We start from the raw sequence: 15,945 nt of genomic DNA, 5'->3' as shown, positions 1-15,945 counted from the left end.
GGGCCGGGGCCCCGCGCCACGGGGCCGCGTCAGCTCGCGGGTCAGGCCGGGGTGAGGAACTCCAGGCGGTTGCCGTTGTGGTCGAAGGTGTGGAAGCGCCGGTAGCCCGGGATGTTCTCGTCCCAGGTGATCGCGTACCCCGCCGAGGTGATCCGCTCCGCGAGGGCGTCCAGCTCCCGGACCATGATCCCGGGGTGGGCCTTGCGCTGCGGCGCGAAGTCCTCCTCCACCCCCAGGTGGATCTCCAGGGCGTCCGCGCGGACCCACAGGCCTCCGCGTACGGCCAGGGCCGGGGGTTTGGCGACCTCGACGAAGCCGAGGAGGTCCACGTAGTAGGCGCGGCACGCGTCCTCGCCTCCCGGGGGGTGGCAGATCAGCACGTGGTGCAGGCCGAACCCGAACCCGGTGGAGGTGTCCGGCTCCGGGTCGCCGTGTTCGGGGCCTTCGGTGTGGTCGGTCGTCATGCGGTGTCGCCTCTCTCGTGGGGGGGAACGCGTCGGATGGAGCAGGAGCCGAGGTCGGGCCGGAGCCCTCAGTCGAGCAGGTCGTTGCCGGTACGGGCCCGCGCGAAGATCCGCCGGAAGGACAGCATCGCGAGGGCCAGCCAGCAGACGGCGGCCAGGAGCATCAGCCCCAGGGCGGCCAGGACCGCCGTGGCCGGGGCGCCCGCCTCGACCGCGCGCACGGCGGTCAGCCCGTGCGTGACGGGCAGGAGCTGGGCGGCCCACTGGAGCGGGGTCGGCCAGAACGCCACCGGTACCATCGCTCCGCAGATCGCCGTCACGGTCACGGTCGTCACGGTGCTGATCACGTTGCGGGCCTCCGCGAAGACCAGCGCCGCTGTGGCGACGAGCAGGGTCATGCAGTAGGTGGACAGGCAGGTCAGGACGACGATCCCGACCAGTAGGGGCACCTGCCACCACGTCCAGCCGATCCCGAAGAACGGCGGGACGGCCAGCAGGGCGATCGAGGTGGTCACCATCGCCGATCCGGGCTTTTGCAGGCTGCGCCCGAAGTAGTGCAGGCCGGGTTCGACCGGGGAGGCGGTCAACAGTCCCATCGTGCCCGCTTGGCGGTCCCAGCAGGTGGAGGCCACCGCCATCATGGTCTCGGCCACGCAGAGGGTGAGCGCGGCGCCCAGGACGACGTAGCGGGTGTACTCCGGGTCCCCCACCAGCGCGCCGACCGCGGTGTAGAAGACCACCTGGGACAGCAGCCGCACCAGCCAGCCGAACAGCCAGCTCCGCCACGTGTAGAAGGTGTGGAAGTCGGCTCGGGCGATGACCGCGCTGTGGCGCACCGTGCGCGCGGCCCGGACGGGTGAGATCACGGTTCTTCCCCTCTTCAGACGCGGGACAGTGTGCCCTCGGCGCGGGCGCGCCGCAGGAAGCGGACGAGGGTGAGCGAGCCCACCGCCAGGGCGAGCGCGCCCAGTGCCAGGACGGTGAGCAGCCGGAGTGCGAGGGCCTCGACCGGCCCGGGTGTGAGGGAGTCGCGGAACAGGTCGGCGGCCCAGGACAGGTACAGCACCCGGCTGACCCCCTCCACCCATCCGGGGTAGAGGGCCACCGGGACCATCACCCCGGCCAGCAGGAACATGGGCATGGACAGGGTGTTCTGCACGATCCTGGGGTTGGGCGTGGCGATGAACAGGGCCGAGAGCGCGGTCGTCGTGGCGGCCGTGCCCAGGGCGGTGGCCACCATGGCCAGGACGAACACCGCGGGGTGGTGGATGGTGATCCAGTGCCCGAAGCCCACTCCCGCCACCAGGACGGCCAGCGCGAACGCGGGCAGGGAGATGAGCATCGCCCCGCACAGGCGCCCGAAGACCAGTGACGGCAGGGAGGCCGGAGAGGCCACCAGGGGTTCCAGCCGACCGTTCTCCCGGTCCTCGCTGATCATCTCGCCCGAGAACATCAGCGCGGCGGTCCACAGGGACATGAGGGTGGGTGCCACGACGGCGTAGGCGGCCAGGTCCGAACGGCCGGAGTACAGCACCATCGACATCAGGACCGCCGTGGTGAACGGGGCCCCGATCAGGGAGAAGTAGGTGTCGGCGCTGCGGGACATCGCCCGGGTCTGGAACCCGAACCCCAGGGTGAAGGAGGTCAGCAGCCGCCTCACCGGCCCACCGCCATCCCCCGGTCGCCCACCAGGTGCAGGTACACCTCTTCCAGGCTGGGGCGGCTCAGGCAGACGTCGCGGATCTGGGCATCCACCAGCGCGCGCTGCACGGCCAGCGTGGCCTGCGGCGTCTCGGTCTCCACGCGGGTCAGCCCGCTCTCGGCCCCGGTCACCGACACCACGCCCGGCAGGGCGCCCAGACGTTGGCGTAGGGGTTCGGGGACCCCGCGCGCGTCCACGCGCTCGTAGGCCGAGATCAGCGCGCCGACGGTCGACGGGGTCTCGGTCATCACCAGGCTGCCCTGGTCGATGAGGGAGACCCGGTCGCTGAGCGCGGCCGCCTCGGCCATGTCGTGCGTGGTGAGCAGGACGGTGGTGCCGCCGCTGCGCAGTTCGCCCACCAGGGCGCGAAAGTCGCGGGCGGCCACCGGGTCCATGCCCACGGTGGGTTCGTCCAGGATGAGCACCCCGGGGTCGGAGACCAGCCCCCGCGCCAGGTGCAGGCGCTGCTTCATGCCCCGGGAGAACCCGCCGACCCGGTCCTTGGCGCGGTCGGCGAGACCGACCCGGTCCAGCAGTTCCTCGACCCGTCTGCGGCGCGCGGCCCCGCTCAGCCCGTAGACCGACGCCCAGAAGGTGAGGTTCTGCCGCGCGGTGAGCCGGTCGTAGGCGCCCTTGTCCCCGCCGAAGACGATCCCGAGGGAGTTCTTGACGGCGGCGGTGTCGGTGACCACGTCGTGTCCCAGCACCCGGACGGTTCCGGAGGTGGGGAGCAGGACCGTGGAGATGATCTTGCACAGGGTCGTCTTGCCCGCGCCGTTGGGCCCGAGCAGCCCGTGGACCTCTCCTCGCGGGATCTCCAGGTCGACGCCGCGCAGCGCCTCCAGCGGATCACCCCCCTTGCGCTGGTAGACGCGCCTGAGACCGCTGATGCTGAGAGCACTCACGTGCTGGCTCCTCCATGGGGGTGGGGGGGGTGACGGGGTCGGAGCGGGCAGCCGAGGGCAGGGGCGCGACCGTGGGGGACGGGCACGGGTCAGACGGTAACGGAGGGTGCCCTCCCGGCGTTCGACGGGGTTCGGAGAGAGGGGGAGCCGCCAGGTCAGCGCGGCCCCTCCGGCCCCGGCGCGATACCAGTGCGGGGGCCGGCGCGCCAGACGGAGCCCGCGCGGTTACCCGAGTGCGACCGTGCGTCGGAGCGCTGGTACGCCCTCCGGCTCGGAGGCCGCGCCCGCCGTTCACTCAGGAACGAGCGCGTCGGAACCCGAGCCGGAGGGCGGATGGGGCGAGGGGCGTTCGTGGACGTGCTCCAGGCCGTCGACGTCGTCCCACTGCTCGCCGACGTGCTCGAAGCCGAACCCCGCGATGGTGGCCAACGAGGCGGTGTTGTCCGGACGGATCGAGGCCCGCACCACGGCCACGCCGGGAGCGGCGTCGGCCCTGCGCAGCAGTTCGACCACGATCGCCCGCGCGTAGCCCCGGCGACGCCTCTCCGGCACCACGGAGTAGCCGATCTCCACCATCCGGCGTTCGTCCGGCGGACCGTGGAACCCGGCGTGGCCCACCGCCCATCCGTGGTCGGCGTCCACGACCAGGCTGGTGAGCCAGCCCGCGCGGGAGGGCACCGCACGGATCTGCCCGAGCCGGTAGCGGCTCAGCCAGCGCATCTCCTCGGTGGCGAAGTGCGCGCCGAGCTCGGTGCCCAGGAGCGCGCCCGCGGTCTCGGTGTCGCCCTCGGCCAGCGCCGCGAGCACGGGTTCGGTCATCTCGACCAACCGCACCCGGGGTGCGTCGGGGCGGGGTCGCGGGGCACCGGGGGCGTCGCCGCTCCGGGGGCCGGAAGGGGTGTCTGCGCTTGTCACACCCCCATCCTTTCCCCGGCCCCCCGCACGGCACAACGTGTTTTCGCCTCTTCGGCGACACGACGTTCCCCGCCCCTTCGGGGATGTCCGCCGACCGTCACCGGTGTCCGGGACGATGGGCCGACCGACACGACCACACCGCTGAGGAGCGCCACGTGACCGACACCGAGAACCGCCGCTGCGCCTGGGCCCGGAACGCCTCCGAGCTCATGACCGCCTACCACGACACCGAGTGGGGGCGGCCCTCGCACGACGACCGGCACCTGTTCGAGATGCTCGTGCTGGAGGGCGCCCAGGCCGGGCTGTCCTGGTCCACGGTGCTGAACAAGCGGGAGAACTACCGGAGCGCCATGGACGGCTTCGACGTCGAGCGGGTCGCCGCATACGGCCCGGCGGAGACCGACCGGCTGCTCGCCGACCCGGGAATCGTCCGCAACCGCCTCAAGGTGGCCTCCGCCGTGCGCAACGCGCAGGCCTTCCTCCGGGTGTGTGAGGAGTTCGGCGCCTTCGACCCCTACCTGTGGGGGTGGGTCGGTGGCGATCCGGTGGTCAACCACTGGGCGTCCCCGGAGGAGGTACCGGTGACCACGGACCTGTCCGACCGGCTCAGCCGGGACCTCAAGAAGCGCGGGTTCACCTTCGTGGGCAGCACCATCGTGTACTCCTACCTCCAGGCCAACGGGCTGGTCGACGACCACCTGGACGGGTGCCCCGCCAAGCCCGTCTGAGGCGCCCGCAGCGTTGCCGTACGCTGTACTGTACGCACTACGGAAGGAAGTGTCATGACCTTTCTCATCGCCGGGGCCACCGGAACGGTCGGCAGCGAGATCGTCCGCCGACTCGCCGCCGCCGGACACCCCGTGCGCGCGCTCACCCGCGACGCCCGACGGGCGCGGCCGGGCCTGCCCGAGGGCGCGGAGGCCGTCCAGGGCGACCTCACCGACCCCGAGTCGGTCGCACCCCACCTCGAAGGCGTCGACGGCCTGCACCTCATCACCTTCGGCGGCGACGACCACGCACCGCTGGAGACCGGACCCCGTCTGGTCGCGCTGGCCCAGGAAGCGGGCGTGCGCCGGGTGACGGTGCTGTCCGACTTCTACGAGGGCGGCGTCCAGGAGGCCCTGCGCGCAAGCGCGCTCACGTGGACCTTCCTCAACCCGGTCGAGTTCATGGCCAACCTCCTGGAGCACGCAGAGGAGATCCGCGCCGAGGGCGTGATGCGGGTGTCCCGCGACCACCCGAGCGCCATGGTGCACGAGGCCGACATCGCCGCCGTGGCGGTCGCCGCGCTCACCGAGGACGGCCACGGCGGGCAGGCGTACCTGATCAGCGGCCCCGAGGCCCTCACCCCGGAGGACCAGGCCGCCCGGCTGTCGGCCGCGACCGGCCGGACGGTCACCCCGGTCCGACTCGACCCGGAGGAGAACGCCCGGCGCCTGCGCGAGCGGGGGCACGACGAGGAGTACGTGGCGTTCGCGCTCGACCTGGCCGCCAACCCGCCGGAGGTCGGCGGCCGGGTACAGGACACCGTGCCGCGCGTGACCGGCCGCTCCGGGCGCACCCTCGCGCAGTGGGCCGCCGAGCACGCGGCGGAGTTCACCGGGTAACGCGGCGCACCACCCGACCGGGCCCGGTGCGCGGCGCGCACCCCCTTCCCCGGCCCCGTCGGGCCAGCACGGCACTTCCGGACGTTCCGCGGACACTCCCCACGGCCCGGCCCGCACCCGGAGCGGGGCCGGACGCGCGGCGGCGCCCGCTCGGCGACGAACAGGGCCGCACCCCCTGCGCGGACGGCCGCGGACGAGGGCTCGATGGCGGTCACGCCGGGGCATCGACGACGAAGGCCGCGACGTCCGCACCGGAGAACACCGCCTCCACCTGCGAGAACAGGAAACCCGCAGAAAACTTTAGGCCATAAGGAATTACCTGGGCCGGGTCCGGCGTTCCCTGTTCCGTACGACGTACTGTACGAAGTACGAAGGGAAGCGAGCATGACATCCACACCTCGACCCGACCCGGCGCCGGTCGTCCGCACCCGGGGACTCGGCCGCAGGTTCGCGACCACGTGGGCCCTGCGCGGGTTCGACCTGGAGGTCGGCCAGGGCACGGTCCACGGGCTGCTCGGGCCCAACGGGGCCGGTAAGAGCACGGCCGTCCGTCTCCTCACCACCCTGCTCCGCGTCCACGAGGGCACGGCCGAGGTCGCCGGGTACGACGTCGCCACCCAGGGGGCGCTGGTCCGGAGCCGTATCGGGCTGGTCGGCCAGAACGCGGCCGTCGACGAGATCCTCAGCGGCCGCCAGAACCTGGAGCTCTTCGGCCGCCTCCACCACCTGGGCGCACGGGCCGCCGCCCGTCGGGCCGACGAACTGCTGGAGCGCTTCGGCCTGACCGGAACCGGGAAACGCCCGGTCAGCACCTACTCGGGCGGGATGCGGCGCAGGCTCGACCTGGCCGCCGGGATGGTCCTGAGCCCGGCGGTGCTGTTCCTCGACGAACCGACCGTCGGCCTCGACCCCCGTGGCCGCGACGAGGTGTGGACCGCCGTGCGCGGCCTGGTCGCCACGGGCACCTCCGTGCTGCTCACCACCCAGTACCTGGAGGAGGCCGACCAGCTCGCCCACCGCGTCTCGGTGATCGACACCGGCCGCGTGATCGCCGAGGGCACTCCCTCCGAGCTGAAGTCGCGGATCGGCGGGGACCGGATCGACGTGGTCCTGCGCGACGAGCACGTCCTGTCCGAGGCCGCCGAGCTGGTCGAACGGGCCACCGGGCACACCGTGCGGACCATCCCGGAGGAGCGGCGGCTCAGCACTGAGGTGGACGACCGCGCCGCCTCCCTCACGCGTGCCGTGCGCGCCCTGGACGAGGTGGCCGTGGCCGACGTGGTTCTGCGCTCCCCCACCCTCGACGAGGTGTTCCTGCACCTCACGAGCCCGGCGTCCCCCGGAGCCCCCGTTGACGGGGCCCGGCCGGCAATCGGCGACGACCCCACCGCACCCACCCCGGCCGCACGGCCCGACACCCTCACGGAGACCCGGCGATGAACGACACCGCACCCGCGCCCATCTCGTCCTCCGCCGTCCCAGGCCCGGTGTCCCGCCTGGGCTGGGCGGCCGTCGACGGCTGGACCGTGGCCCGACGCGACGTCCTCCACTGGTGGCGCCAGCCGTGGGAACTGCTCTTCGGACTGCTCTTCCCCGTCCTCATGGTGCTGATGTTCGTGTACCTGCTGGGCGGCGCCATGTCCGTGCCCGGCGGCGGCGACTTCACCGAGCACCTCATGCCCGGCATGTTCGCGATGGTGATGGTCTTCGGTCTCGGGGAGACCGTCACGGCGGTGACCTCCGACGCGACCCGGGGCATCACCGACCGGTTCCGGTCGCTGCCCATGTCCGCCTCGGCCGTGGTGGTGGGCCGGTGCCTCGCCGACATGCTCCGCTCCACGGTCACCCTGGCGGTCCTGGTGGGGTTCGGGCTGCTGGTGGGCTGGCAGTGGCACGGGGGCGCGGCCTCCGCCCTGGCCGCGTTCGGGCTTCTGCTCCTGCTGAGGTTCGCCATCGTGTGGGTGGGCGTCTACATGGGCCTGGTGATGCGCGGCCAGGGTGGGATCACGGTCATCCAGACCCTGGAGTTCCCGCTCGGCTTCCTCTCCAACGCGTTCGTGGCCACCGCGACCATGCCGGTGTGGCTGGGCGCGGTGGCGGATTGGAACCCGATGTCGTCCACGGTGTCGGCCGCACGTGAGCTGTTCGGCAACCCGTCCGTGGGCGGGGACCCCTGGATCGCGCAGAACCCCCTGCTGATGGCCGTGGTCTGGCCGCTGGCGCTGGTGGCGGTGTTCGCGCCGCTGAGCGTTCGCAGGTACCGGGGCCTCGGCGGCTGACACCCGGCTCGGAGACGGAACCGAGGTCCGCGACCCCGGTCCCCGCCCCCGGTTTCCGTCCGGACCGGCCCGCTCTCCCAGCTCCCGGGCGCCCTCACGGCCGCCCGGGGGCGGGGACCGGCCGACGTACACTGGCCCGTACGCCCTACGGAACCAGCACCAGGACGGACCGATGGCCCCGCAGAACCGCAAGAGTGGCGACCCCGCACGCAGCCTGGCCCTGCTGTGGCGGTCCCAGGAGCCCGCGAGCCGCCGCCGGGGCAAGCCGGGGCTGAGCGTGGACCGCATCGTCGCGGCCGCCACCGAGCTCGCCGACGCCGAGGGGTTGGACGCGCTGTCCATGCGCAGGGTCGCCGAGGCCCTCGACGTGGGCACGATGTCGCTGTACACCTACGTGCCCGGCAAGGGCGAGCTCATCGACCTGATGGTCGACTCCGCCTACGCCGACCTCGACACCAGCGACCGTTCGGGCACCTGGCGGGAGCGCCTGCACAGGATCGCGCACGCCAACCGCGACCTCTACATCCGGCACCCCTGGATGCTCCAGACCGTCACCATGCGCCTGCTCGGCCCCCACCTCATCGCCAAGTACGACCACGAGCTCTCCGCCGTGGACGGGCTGGGACTGAGCGAGGTCGAGATGGACTCCACGGTCAGCCTGGTCAACGGCTACGTGGAGAGCACCGCGCGGCAGACCGTCAACTCCGAGGGTCTGGCCCGCGACTCGGGGATGGACGACCAACAGTGGTGGAAGACCGCCGACCCCCTGCTGGCCAGGCTCATCGACGACTCCCGGTACCCCACCGCCGCCCGCGTGGGTGTGGCGGTCGGCACCGCCCACCAGGCGGTCTACGAGGCGGACCACGAATTCACCTTCGGCCTGGAACGGGTCCTGGACGGGGTGCAGGTGCTGGTCGACGCCCGCTCCTCCGGTGTCGGAGCCCCGGGACACGCCTGACGTCCCGGCGCGCGCACGGCGTCCCCGCCCCTGCGGGGGACGCCCGTGCGTCCGGCGCGGGGGCGGGCACCGGCGAACCCGAGCGGCCGCGATCCGGCCGCGTCGACGTACCCGACCGACGTCCGCGCCCGACCCTCTCGACCGACCCACTCGGCCAACCCGTGATCCGGCCCGGTGGAACGGCTGGCCGACCGGCTCAGCGCTTCAGCGCTGCGGCCTCCCGGGCCAGCTCGGTGATCTCGTCCCATCGTCCGGCGGCGACCAGCGCGGCGGGGGTCAGCCAGCTGCCGCCCACGCAGCCCACGTTCGACAGCGACAGGTAGCCCGGGGCGTTGCGGGGGGTGATCCCGCCCGTGGGGCAGAACCGCACCTGGGGCAACGGGCCGGTGAGCGACTTCAGGAACGCCGCCCCTCCGGAGGCCTCAGCCGGGAAGAACTTGAGCTCGGTGAGCCCCAGTTCCAGCAGGGCCATCGCCTCCGACACCGTGGCGACACCCGGCAGGGCGGGCAGGCCCGTGTCGGCCAGCGCGCGGGCCAGTGCCGGGGTACACCCGGGGCTGACGAGGAAGCGCGCACCCGCCTGAGCGGCGGACCGGGCCTGCTCGCCGTTGACGACGGTCCCGGCGCCCACCACGGCTTCGGGCACCTCCTGGGCGATCCGCTCGATCGCGTCCAGGGCGGCGGGGGTCCGCAGGGTCACCTCGATACCGGGCAGGCCGCCCGCCACCAGGGCCCGCGCGAGGGGGACGGCCTGTTCGGCGTCCTCGACCACCACCACGGGCATCACCGGTGCGAGGTCGAGCACGTCAGCGCCGGAGCGGGGGATCGTCGTCATGGCTGTCTCCAAGTCGTCAGTGAACACGGGTGCACGGGTGCGCTACGGGGCCCGAGGCCGGTCGGGGTCGAGCCCGGCCTGCCCTCGGGGCCTGCCCCGAGGGCAGGCCCTGTGGCCGACCAGAGCTGGCAGGGGCCTCGTCAGTGGCCGAAGACCCCGGCGCCGTTCTCAGCCGGTCCGACCGCCCCGCGCAGGGCGGCGAACAGTTCGCGGCCGGTCCCGGCGGAGGAGTCCACCGTGGGCCGGGCGTCCTCGCGGCCGTCGAGGTCGACCAGGACCTCCAGTGTGCCCTGGACGGCGTCGAGCCGGATGGGGTCACCGTCCCGCACCCGCGCCAGTGGTCCGCCCGCCTCGGCCTCCGGCGAGACGTGGATGGCGGCGGGCACCTTCCCGGAGGCGCCGGACATGCGGCCGTCGGTGACCAGCGCGACCCGCTGTCCCCGGTCCTGGAGGACGGCGAGCGGCGGGGTGAGCTTGTGCAGTTCGGGCATACCGTTGGCGCGCGGGCCCTGGAAGCGGACCACCGCCACGAAGTCGCCGGTCAGCTCACCGGCGGCGAAGGCCGACTGGAGTTCGGCCTGGTCGGCGAAGACCCGGGCGGGGGCCTCGACCACGTGCCGTTCGGGGGCCACCGCCGACACCTTGATCACGGCGCGGCCGAGGTTGCCCTCCAGCATACGGAGTCCGCCGTCGGGGGCGAAGGGGTCGTCGGCCGGGCGCAGCACGGTGGTGTCCGCGCTCTCGGTGGGGCCGTCCGTCCAGGTCAGCTCACCGTCTTCGGTCAGCTGCGGCACCCGACGGTAGCGGTCCAGCCCGGGCCCCGCGACGGTGCGGACGTCCTCGTGCAGGAGCCCGGCGTCCAGCAGGGTGCCGATGAGGAAGGCCATGCCGCCCACCTCGTGGAAGCGGTTCACGTCGGCGGCGCCGTTGGGGTACATGCGGGTGAGCAGAGGGACGGCCTCGGAGAGGTCGGCGAAGTCGTCCCAGGTGAGCTGGACCCCGGCGGCGCGGGCGATGGCGACCAGGTGGAGCGTGTGGTTGCTGGAGCCGCCGGTGGCCAGCAGGGCGACCACCGCGTTGACGATGGCCTTCTCGTCGATCTGCTCGCCGACCGGGGTGTGCTGGTCGGTCAGGGCGGTCAGCCCGAGCACCCGGCGCCCGGCCTCCGCGGTGAGGGCCTCGCGCAGCGGGGTGCCCGGCTGTTCGAAGCTGGCCCCGGGCAGGTGCAGGCCCATGACCTCCATGAGCATCTGGTTGGAGTTGGCGGTGCCGTAGAAGGTGCAGGTGCCGGGCGAGTGGTAGGCGGCGGACTCGGCCTGGAGCAGCTCCGTGCGCCCCACCCTGCCTTCGGCGAACTTCTGGCGGACCCGCGCCTTCTCCTTGTTGGGCAGGCCGGAGTGCATCGGACCGGCGGGCACGAACGCCACCGGCAGGTGCCCGAAGGAGAGCGCGCCGATGAGCAGGCCGGGCACGATCTTGTCGCACACGCCGAGCATCAGGGCGCCGTCGAACATGTCGTGGGACAGCGCCACGGCGGCGGACATCGCGATGACGTCGCGGCTGAACAGGGAAAGTTCCATGCCCGCCCGTCCCTGGGTGATGCCGTCGCACATGGCGGGCACACCCCCGGCGAACTGGGCGACACCGCCCGCCTCGGCGACCGCCTTCTTGATGACGGCGGGGTAGGTCTCCAGGGGCTGGTGCGCGGAGAGCATGTCGTTGTAGGCGGAGACGATCGCCAGGTTGGGTGTGACGTCTCCGGCCAGGGAGAGCTTGTCCCCGACCCCGCAGGCGGCGAACCCGTGCGCGAGGTTGGCACAGCCCAGGGAGGTGCGAGCCGGTCCCTGGCCCACCGCCGCGCGCAGTCGCTCCAGGTAGGCGGTGCGGGTCGTGGCGCTGCGCTCGGTCAGGCGCCGGGTGACCTCGGCGACCACCGGGTGCACGGAGACCGTCGCCGTGGGGGTCTCGGCGTCCTCGGGGGCCGGGGTCGGGGTCGGGGTCGCGGTGGTCGGGGGGTTGCCGGTGCCGGGGTTGTGCGCGGTCATGCCTGCTCCTCTTCGTGCCACGTGCCGCCGGAGCGGCCGATGAGCCGCCGCGCTCCGGCGGGGCCCGAGCTTCCGGCGGGGTAGGTCTCGGGTGCGGTGCCGAGGCTGTTCCAGGCCTCGATGACGGGGTCCACCCACCGCCACGCGGCCTCGACCTCGTCGCGGCGCATGAACAGGGTGGAGTCCCCCGCCAACACGTCCATCAGCAGCCGCTCGTAGGCCTCGGGCGAGCGGGTGGCGAAGGTGTCGGCGAAGCTGAGCTCCAGCGGGACCGGCCGCAGCCGCAGCGCTCCCGCGCCGGGTGTCTTGGCCAGCATGGTCAGGTGTATGCCCTCGTCCGGCTGGAGTCGGATGACGAGGCTGCCCGCTCCGGGTGCGGCCGACCCGGGGAAGATGGTGTGCGGGACGTCGCGGAAGCGGACGACGATCTCGGACCGGGCCTGTCCCAGACGTTTCCCGGTGCGCAGGTAGAAGGGGACGCCCGCCCAGCGCCAGTTGGCGACCTCGGCGCGGAGGGCCACGAAGGTCTCGGTGTCGCTGGTGGCGGAGCCGCCCGCCTCGTCCAGGTAGCCCAGGACCTCCTCCCCCTGCACCGTGCCCCTCGTGTACTGGCCGCGCACGGTGTGCTCGGCGACCTGTTCGCCGGTGATCGGGCGCAGGGACTGGAGCACCTTGAGCTTCTCGTCCCGGACGGCGTCGCGGTCGTAGCTGGTCGGGGGTTCCATCGCGGTGAGGCAGAGCAGTTGGAGCAGGTGGTTCTGGACCATGTCCCGCATGGCGCCGGAGGAGTCGTAGTAGCCGCGTCGGCCGCCCACGCCGACGGTCTCGGCAGCGGTGATCTGCACGTGGTCGATCCACCGGGAGTTCCACAGGGGTTCGAGGAAGACGTTGGCGAACCGCAGGACGAGCAGGTTCTGCACGGTCTCCTTCCCCAGGTAGTGGTCGATCCGGTAGGTGCGGGACTCGTCGAAGACCGCTCCCACCTCGTCGTTGACGGCCCGCGCGGAGGCGAGGTCGCGGCCGAGGGGCTTCTCCATGACCACACGGGACTCGGGGGTGACCAGGCCCGCGTCCCGCAGGCCCCGGCAGATGGCTCCGGAGATCATCGGCGGCACCGCGAGGTAGAAGACGCGGTCGCGGCCGGGGGTGAGCGTGTCGGTGAGGTCGGCCCAGCCGGAGGGGTCGCCGCCGACGTCGACGGTCACGTGCGAGAGGCGGCCGAGGAAGCGGCGCAGGAGCTCGGGTTCGACGACCTGGACGGCGCTGTGCCCGCGGACGGCGGAAGCGGCCTTGTCGCGCAGGTCGGCGTCGGTGAGGCCGTCCCGGGAGACGGCGACGACCCGGGTGTCCCCGCCCAGGTGGCCGTCGCGGTCCAGGAGGTAGAGGGAGGGGAGGAGTTTACGCATGGACAGGTCACCGGTTCCGCCGAAGACCACCAGGTCGGTGGGGCGGGGCGCGGGCTGCTGCGGCATTTCGGTGGGCTCCTGCGGGAGGGGAGGGCGTGCGAGGGGTGCCGCGGGGCAGGGGGCCGCGCGGCGTGGCGGTGGTGCGGGAGGGGCGGGGGTGGAGGGGGTCGGGCGGGGCTGTCCGGAGCCCCACCGTGCGGTTTCGACCCTAAGGGCACTATGGTAAAAAACCAAGCACACTTCCTAACATAAATTTACATAAGTGCACGACCTTCAAGCCACACCGTCGAGTGAATGGTTGAATGAGGCATGGCCAGAACCCCCGGACGCTTGTCCTCCACCGCCACCAGCGGCCACATCCTGGAGATGATCCGCACCGGCAGCGCCACCAGCCGCTCCGAGATCGCGCGGGCCACGGGGCTCTCCCGGCCGTCCGTGGCACTGCGGGTCACCGAGCTGATGGACGGCGGACTGGTGACCGAGGGGACCCGGGCGGCGTCCAGCGGAGGCAGGCCGCCCACGCTCCTGGAGTTCAACGCCGCCAGCGGGCTGATCCTCACCGCCGCCCTGGGCATGGCCCGCAGCCAGGCCGCCGTGTGCGACCTCGACGGTCGGGTGCTCGTGCGGACCCCCGGCTCGCCCAGCATGGAGCAGGGCCCGGACGCCACCGTCCCCTGGCTCCTCGACACCTGGTCGCGCCAGATCCGCGAGCTGGGCCGCTCGCCGGAGGAGGTGCGCGGCGTGGGCATCGGCCTGCCCGGCACCGTGGAGTTCCACGCGGGCCGGGCCGAGGACCGGCCCTTCCTCGGCAAGTGGGCCGGGGTGGAGCTGGCCCCCCTGGTCCGCGAACGCTTCCCCGTGCCGGTGATGGTCGACAACGACGTGAACGTGATGGCGCTCGGCGAACACGTCGCGGGCGGGCACGGGCCCACCGACGACATGGTGTTCGTGAAGGTCTCCACGGGGATCGGCGCCGGTCTGGTCTCCGGCGGGCGGCTGCTGCGCGGGGCCCTGGGCGCCGCCGGAGAGATCGGCCACGTCCCCGTGCGCGACGGCGGCGGGCTGCCGTGCCGTTGCGGCAACGCCGACTGCCTGGAGGCGGTCGCGGGCGGTCGTCGGCTGCTGGTGGAGGCCGCCGAGCGCGGCCGCGAGGTGGCCGGGCTCCAGGAGCTGGTGGCCCTCGCTTCGGAGGGCGACCCCGTGGCGGTCACCCTGGTGCGCGGAGCCGGGAGAAGGCTGGGCGAAACCCTGGCGGGCGCGGTCAATCTGCTCAACCCCGAGCTCATCGTGCTCGGCGGCGACCTGTCGCAGGCCTACGACCACCTGGTGGCGGGCGTGCGCGAGGTCGTGTTCCAGCAGTGCACGGCCCTGGCGACCCGCCAGCTGAGGATCGTGGCGAGCGCCCTGTGGGACGACGCCGGGGTGCGGGGGTGCGCGGCGATGGTCAGCGAGGAGATCCTCTCGCCGGAGGCCGTCAACGGACTCCTGGCCGGATAGGGCCGCGTGCCGCGCCCGACCGTGCGTCTCTCCGTCGAGGCGCTGGCCACGCGGCCCTCCACCAGGGCGCGCGTTGTCCACAGGCTGTGGACGACGATGTTTACCCGGATCGGTGCCGGGCAAGCGGTACACAGGCCGAACTGTCGGCCCTGCCCCCGTCTGACCTGCGAGGGCGCCGCGTCCGCGAACGCCCGTTCCGTCACGACACTTGACAACTCGTACCGATCTGCCGAATAGTCACGCACCCGAGTACCGGCTGGCACTCGGGCACCCTCCGTCACCCCCGCACCCGCCGCCCCCGTCAACACCGTGGCCATGTCCCGTGCGGACCACCGCCCGGAAAGGTCTCCCGTACACATGCTGTTCGACAACCCCGCCGTGCTCGTCGTGATCGGCGCCGGGATCAGCCTGGTCACCAGCGTGGTGGTCACCGCCCTGCACTCCCGGCAGATCCGCCGCGCCGAACTGCGCACCGGCACCCGCACCTCGGCCCGCAACCTCACCAGCGCCTTCATCGCCGAGCGCGACGGCACCGGCAACGGGGCCGACTTCCTGCGCGAGGCCGAACTCACGGTCATGTCGATGACCGACCGCAGGGCCCGGGAGCGGCTCAGCGAGGTGGTCCGTCTGCTGCGCGAGCACGACCTGCCCGAGGTCCAGCAGCTCAGCGGGGTCAACGCCACCACCGCCAAGCGCGTCCTGTGCGACCACGCACTGGACGTGCTCGGCGCCCACCTGCGCGCCGACCGCCTGCCCGAGGTTCCCGCCCTGGTGCGCAAGATGCTCAGCGTCGAGGAGGAGGCCCTCAGCATCCACTCCGGCGAGGCCCCCCGGCCCAGCGAGCCCATCGAGAAGAGCCAGGTGACCCCCCGCCCACGCCACACCGGCACCGCCAAGGGCTCCGCCGGCACCGGCGCCAGCGGCGGATCGGGCACCACCGCGCGCAAGAGCGCCAAGAGCCCCAGAACCACCGCCAAGACCAGCGGAAAGAGCGGTGGCCGCGCCTCGACCACCACCGCCGAGGCCTCCGAGGAGAAGAAGGAGAAGGAAAGCGGGTTCTGGGACGACTGACCGTCGTCACGCGACCGATCGCCCCGGGCCGCGAAAGCCGCCCAGAAGCGACAGCGTCGAACCTTCACGCCAAAGGCCGTGCCACCGACCCGAAACCGCAGATCACCGGCGAGTCGGACGCGGCTTCGGGCGGAACGGATGAGACAGTCGGACAGGTAAGCCGCAGACGTCTGTCACCCGGCGAAGGAATTGTACGGCGCAATTGTGGTCAGGAACCGCGCGCATGGACAACCCGAGCACGCACTCAGCGAGAACTTCACC

15 protein-coding genes are annotated in these 15,945 nt (G+C 72.8%); 7 read left to right on the top strand and 8 right to left on the bottom strand.

Features of this window, described 5'->3' with window-relative positions:
• Positions 1-41 precede the first annotated feature (41 nt).
• The 5 genes from ABZ635_RS15620 to ABZ635_RS15600 form a co-directional block, all read right to left on the bottom strand.
• Positions 42-464 (bottom strand): glyoxalase, encoded by a 423-nt coding sequence (locus ABZ635_RS15620; RefSeq protein ID WP_357764861.1) that lies wholly within the window; start codon positions 462-464, stop codon positions 42-44.
• Positions 465-532: 68 nt separating this feature from the next.
• Entirely contained in the window at positions 533-1,330 is a 798-nt protein-coding gene (locus tag ABZ635_RS15615; RefSeq protein WP_357764858.1) for an ABC transporter permease, read from the bottom strand.
• Positions 1,331-1,344: 14 nt separating this feature from the next.
• A complete protein-coding gene (locus ABZ635_RS15610) occupies positions 1,345-2,124 on the bottom strand; it encodes an ABC transporter permease (protein ID WP_357764855.1) in 780 nt (259 codons plus the stop codon).
• A complete protein-coding gene (locus tag ABZ635_RS15605; RefSeq protein ID WP_357764853.1) occupies positions 2,121-3,071 on the bottom strand; it encodes an ABC transporter ATP-binding protein in 951 nt (316 codons plus the stop codon). The genes ABZ635_RS15610 and ABZ635_RS15605 overlap by 4 nt, the downstream gene beginning before the upstream one ends.
• Positions 3,072-3,362: 291 nt before the next feature.
• Positions 3,363-3,986 (bottom strand): GNAT family protein, encoded by a 624-nt coding sequence (locus ABZ635_RS15600; protein WP_357764851.1) that lies wholly within the window; start codon positions 3,984-3,986, stop codon positions 3,363-3,365.
• A gap of 155 nt (positions 3,987-4,141) precedes the next feature.
• Between ABZ635_RS15600 and ABZ635_RS15595 the strand changes: the two genes are divergently transcribed.
• The 5 genes from ABZ635_RS15595 (at position 4,142) to ABZ635_RS15575 (ending at position 8,830) form a co-directional block, all read left to right on the top strand.
• On the top strand, positions 4,142-4,714 hold the full coding sequence (locus ABZ635_RS15595) for a DNA-3-methyladenine glycosylase I (protein WP_357764848.1): 573 nt from the start codon (positions 4,142-4,144) through the stop codon (positions 4,712-4,714).
• Positions 4,715-4,768: 54 nt separating this feature from the next.
• Positions 4,769-5,593 carry an NAD(P)H-binding protein gene (locus ABZ635_RS15590; protein WP_357764845.1) on the top strand — a complete coding sequence of 275 codons (825 nt, stop codon included), beginning with the start codon at positions 4,769-4,771 and terminating at the stop codon, positions 5,591-5,593.
• 384 nt (positions 5,594-5,977) lie between these two features.
• Positions 5,978-7,033: an ATP-binding cassette domain-containing protein gene (locus ABZ635_RS15585; RefSeq protein ID WP_357764842.1), complete on the top strand. Its 1,056-nt coding sequence runs from the start codon at positions 5,978-5,980 to the stop codon at positions 7,031-7,033.
• Positions 7,030-7,872 (top strand): ABC transporter permease, encoded by an 843-nt coding sequence (locus tag ABZ635_RS15580; protein WP_357764839.1) that lies wholly within the window; start codon positions 7,030-7,032, stop codon positions 7,870-7,872. The genes ABZ635_RS15585 and ABZ635_RS15580 overlap by 4 nt, the downstream gene beginning before the upstream one ends.
• 172 nt (positions 7,873-8,044) lie before the next feature.
• Positions 8,045-8,830 carry a TetR/AcrR family transcriptional regulator gene (locus ABZ635_RS15575; RefSeq protein ID WP_357764836.1) on the top strand — a complete coding sequence of 262 codons (786 nt, stop codon included), beginning with the start codon at positions 8,045-8,047 and terminating at the stop codon, positions 8,828-8,830.
• A 196-nt stretch (positions 8,831-9,026) separates the two neighbouring features.
• Here ABZ635_RS15575 and ABZ635_RS15570 read toward each other — a convergent pair whose 3' ends face one another.
• The 3 genes from ABZ635_RS15570 to zwf form a co-directional block, all read right to left on the bottom strand.
• Entirely contained in the window at positions 9,027-9,665 is a 639-nt protein-coding gene (locus ABZ635_RS15570; protein ID WP_357764833.1) for a bifunctional 4-hydroxy-2-oxoglutarate aldolase/2-dehydro-3-deoxy-phosphogluconate aldolase, read from the bottom strand.
• 140 nt (positions 9,666-9,805) lie between these two features.
• Positions 9,806-11,710, bottom strand: coding sequence for a phosphogluconate dehydratase (gene edd / locus ABZ635_RS15565; protein WP_357764831.1), 1,905 nt, complete (start codon positions 11,708-11,710; stop codon positions 9,806-9,808).
• Positions 11,707-13,182: a glucose-6-phosphate dehydrogenase gene (gene zwf, locus ABZ635_RS15560; protein ID WP_357764828.1), complete on the bottom strand. Its 1,476-nt coding sequence runs from the start codon at positions 13,180-13,182 to the stop codon at positions 11,707-11,709. Before zwf ends, edd begins: the two co-directional genes overlap by 4 nt.
• Positions 13,183-13,425: 243 nt before the next feature.
• On the opposite strand from zwf, the gene ABZ635_RS15555 reads away from it, so the two are divergent.
• Both ABZ635_RS15555 and ABZ635_RS15550 read left to right on the top strand, forming a co-directional pair.
• Positions 13,426-14,613 carry an ROK family transcriptional regulator gene (locus ABZ635_RS15555; RefSeq protein WP_357764825.1) on the top strand — a complete coding sequence of 396 codons (1,188 nt, stop codon included), beginning with the start codon at positions 13,426-13,428 and terminating at the stop codon, positions 14,611-14,613.
• Positions 14,614-14,970: 357 nt separating this feature from the next.
• The gene (locus tag ABZ635_RS15550; RefSeq protein WP_357764822.1) at positions 14,971-15,684 is read left to right on the top strand and encodes a hypothetical protein; all 714 of its coding nucleotides are present in this window, start codon (positions 14,971-14,973) and stop codon (positions 15,682-15,684) included.
• The last annotated feature ends 261 nt before the right edge of the window (positions 15,685-15,945 follow it).

The sequence above is a fragment of the Nocardiopsis sp. NPDC007018 genome, assembly GCF_040635075.1.
Classification (GTDB): domain Bacteria; phylum Actinomycetota; class Actinomycetes; order Streptosporangiales; family Streptosporangiaceae; genus Nocardiopsis.
Note: the sequence above shows the minus strand (reverse complement) of the source record. Positions and strands in the feature narration are given on the sequence as shown.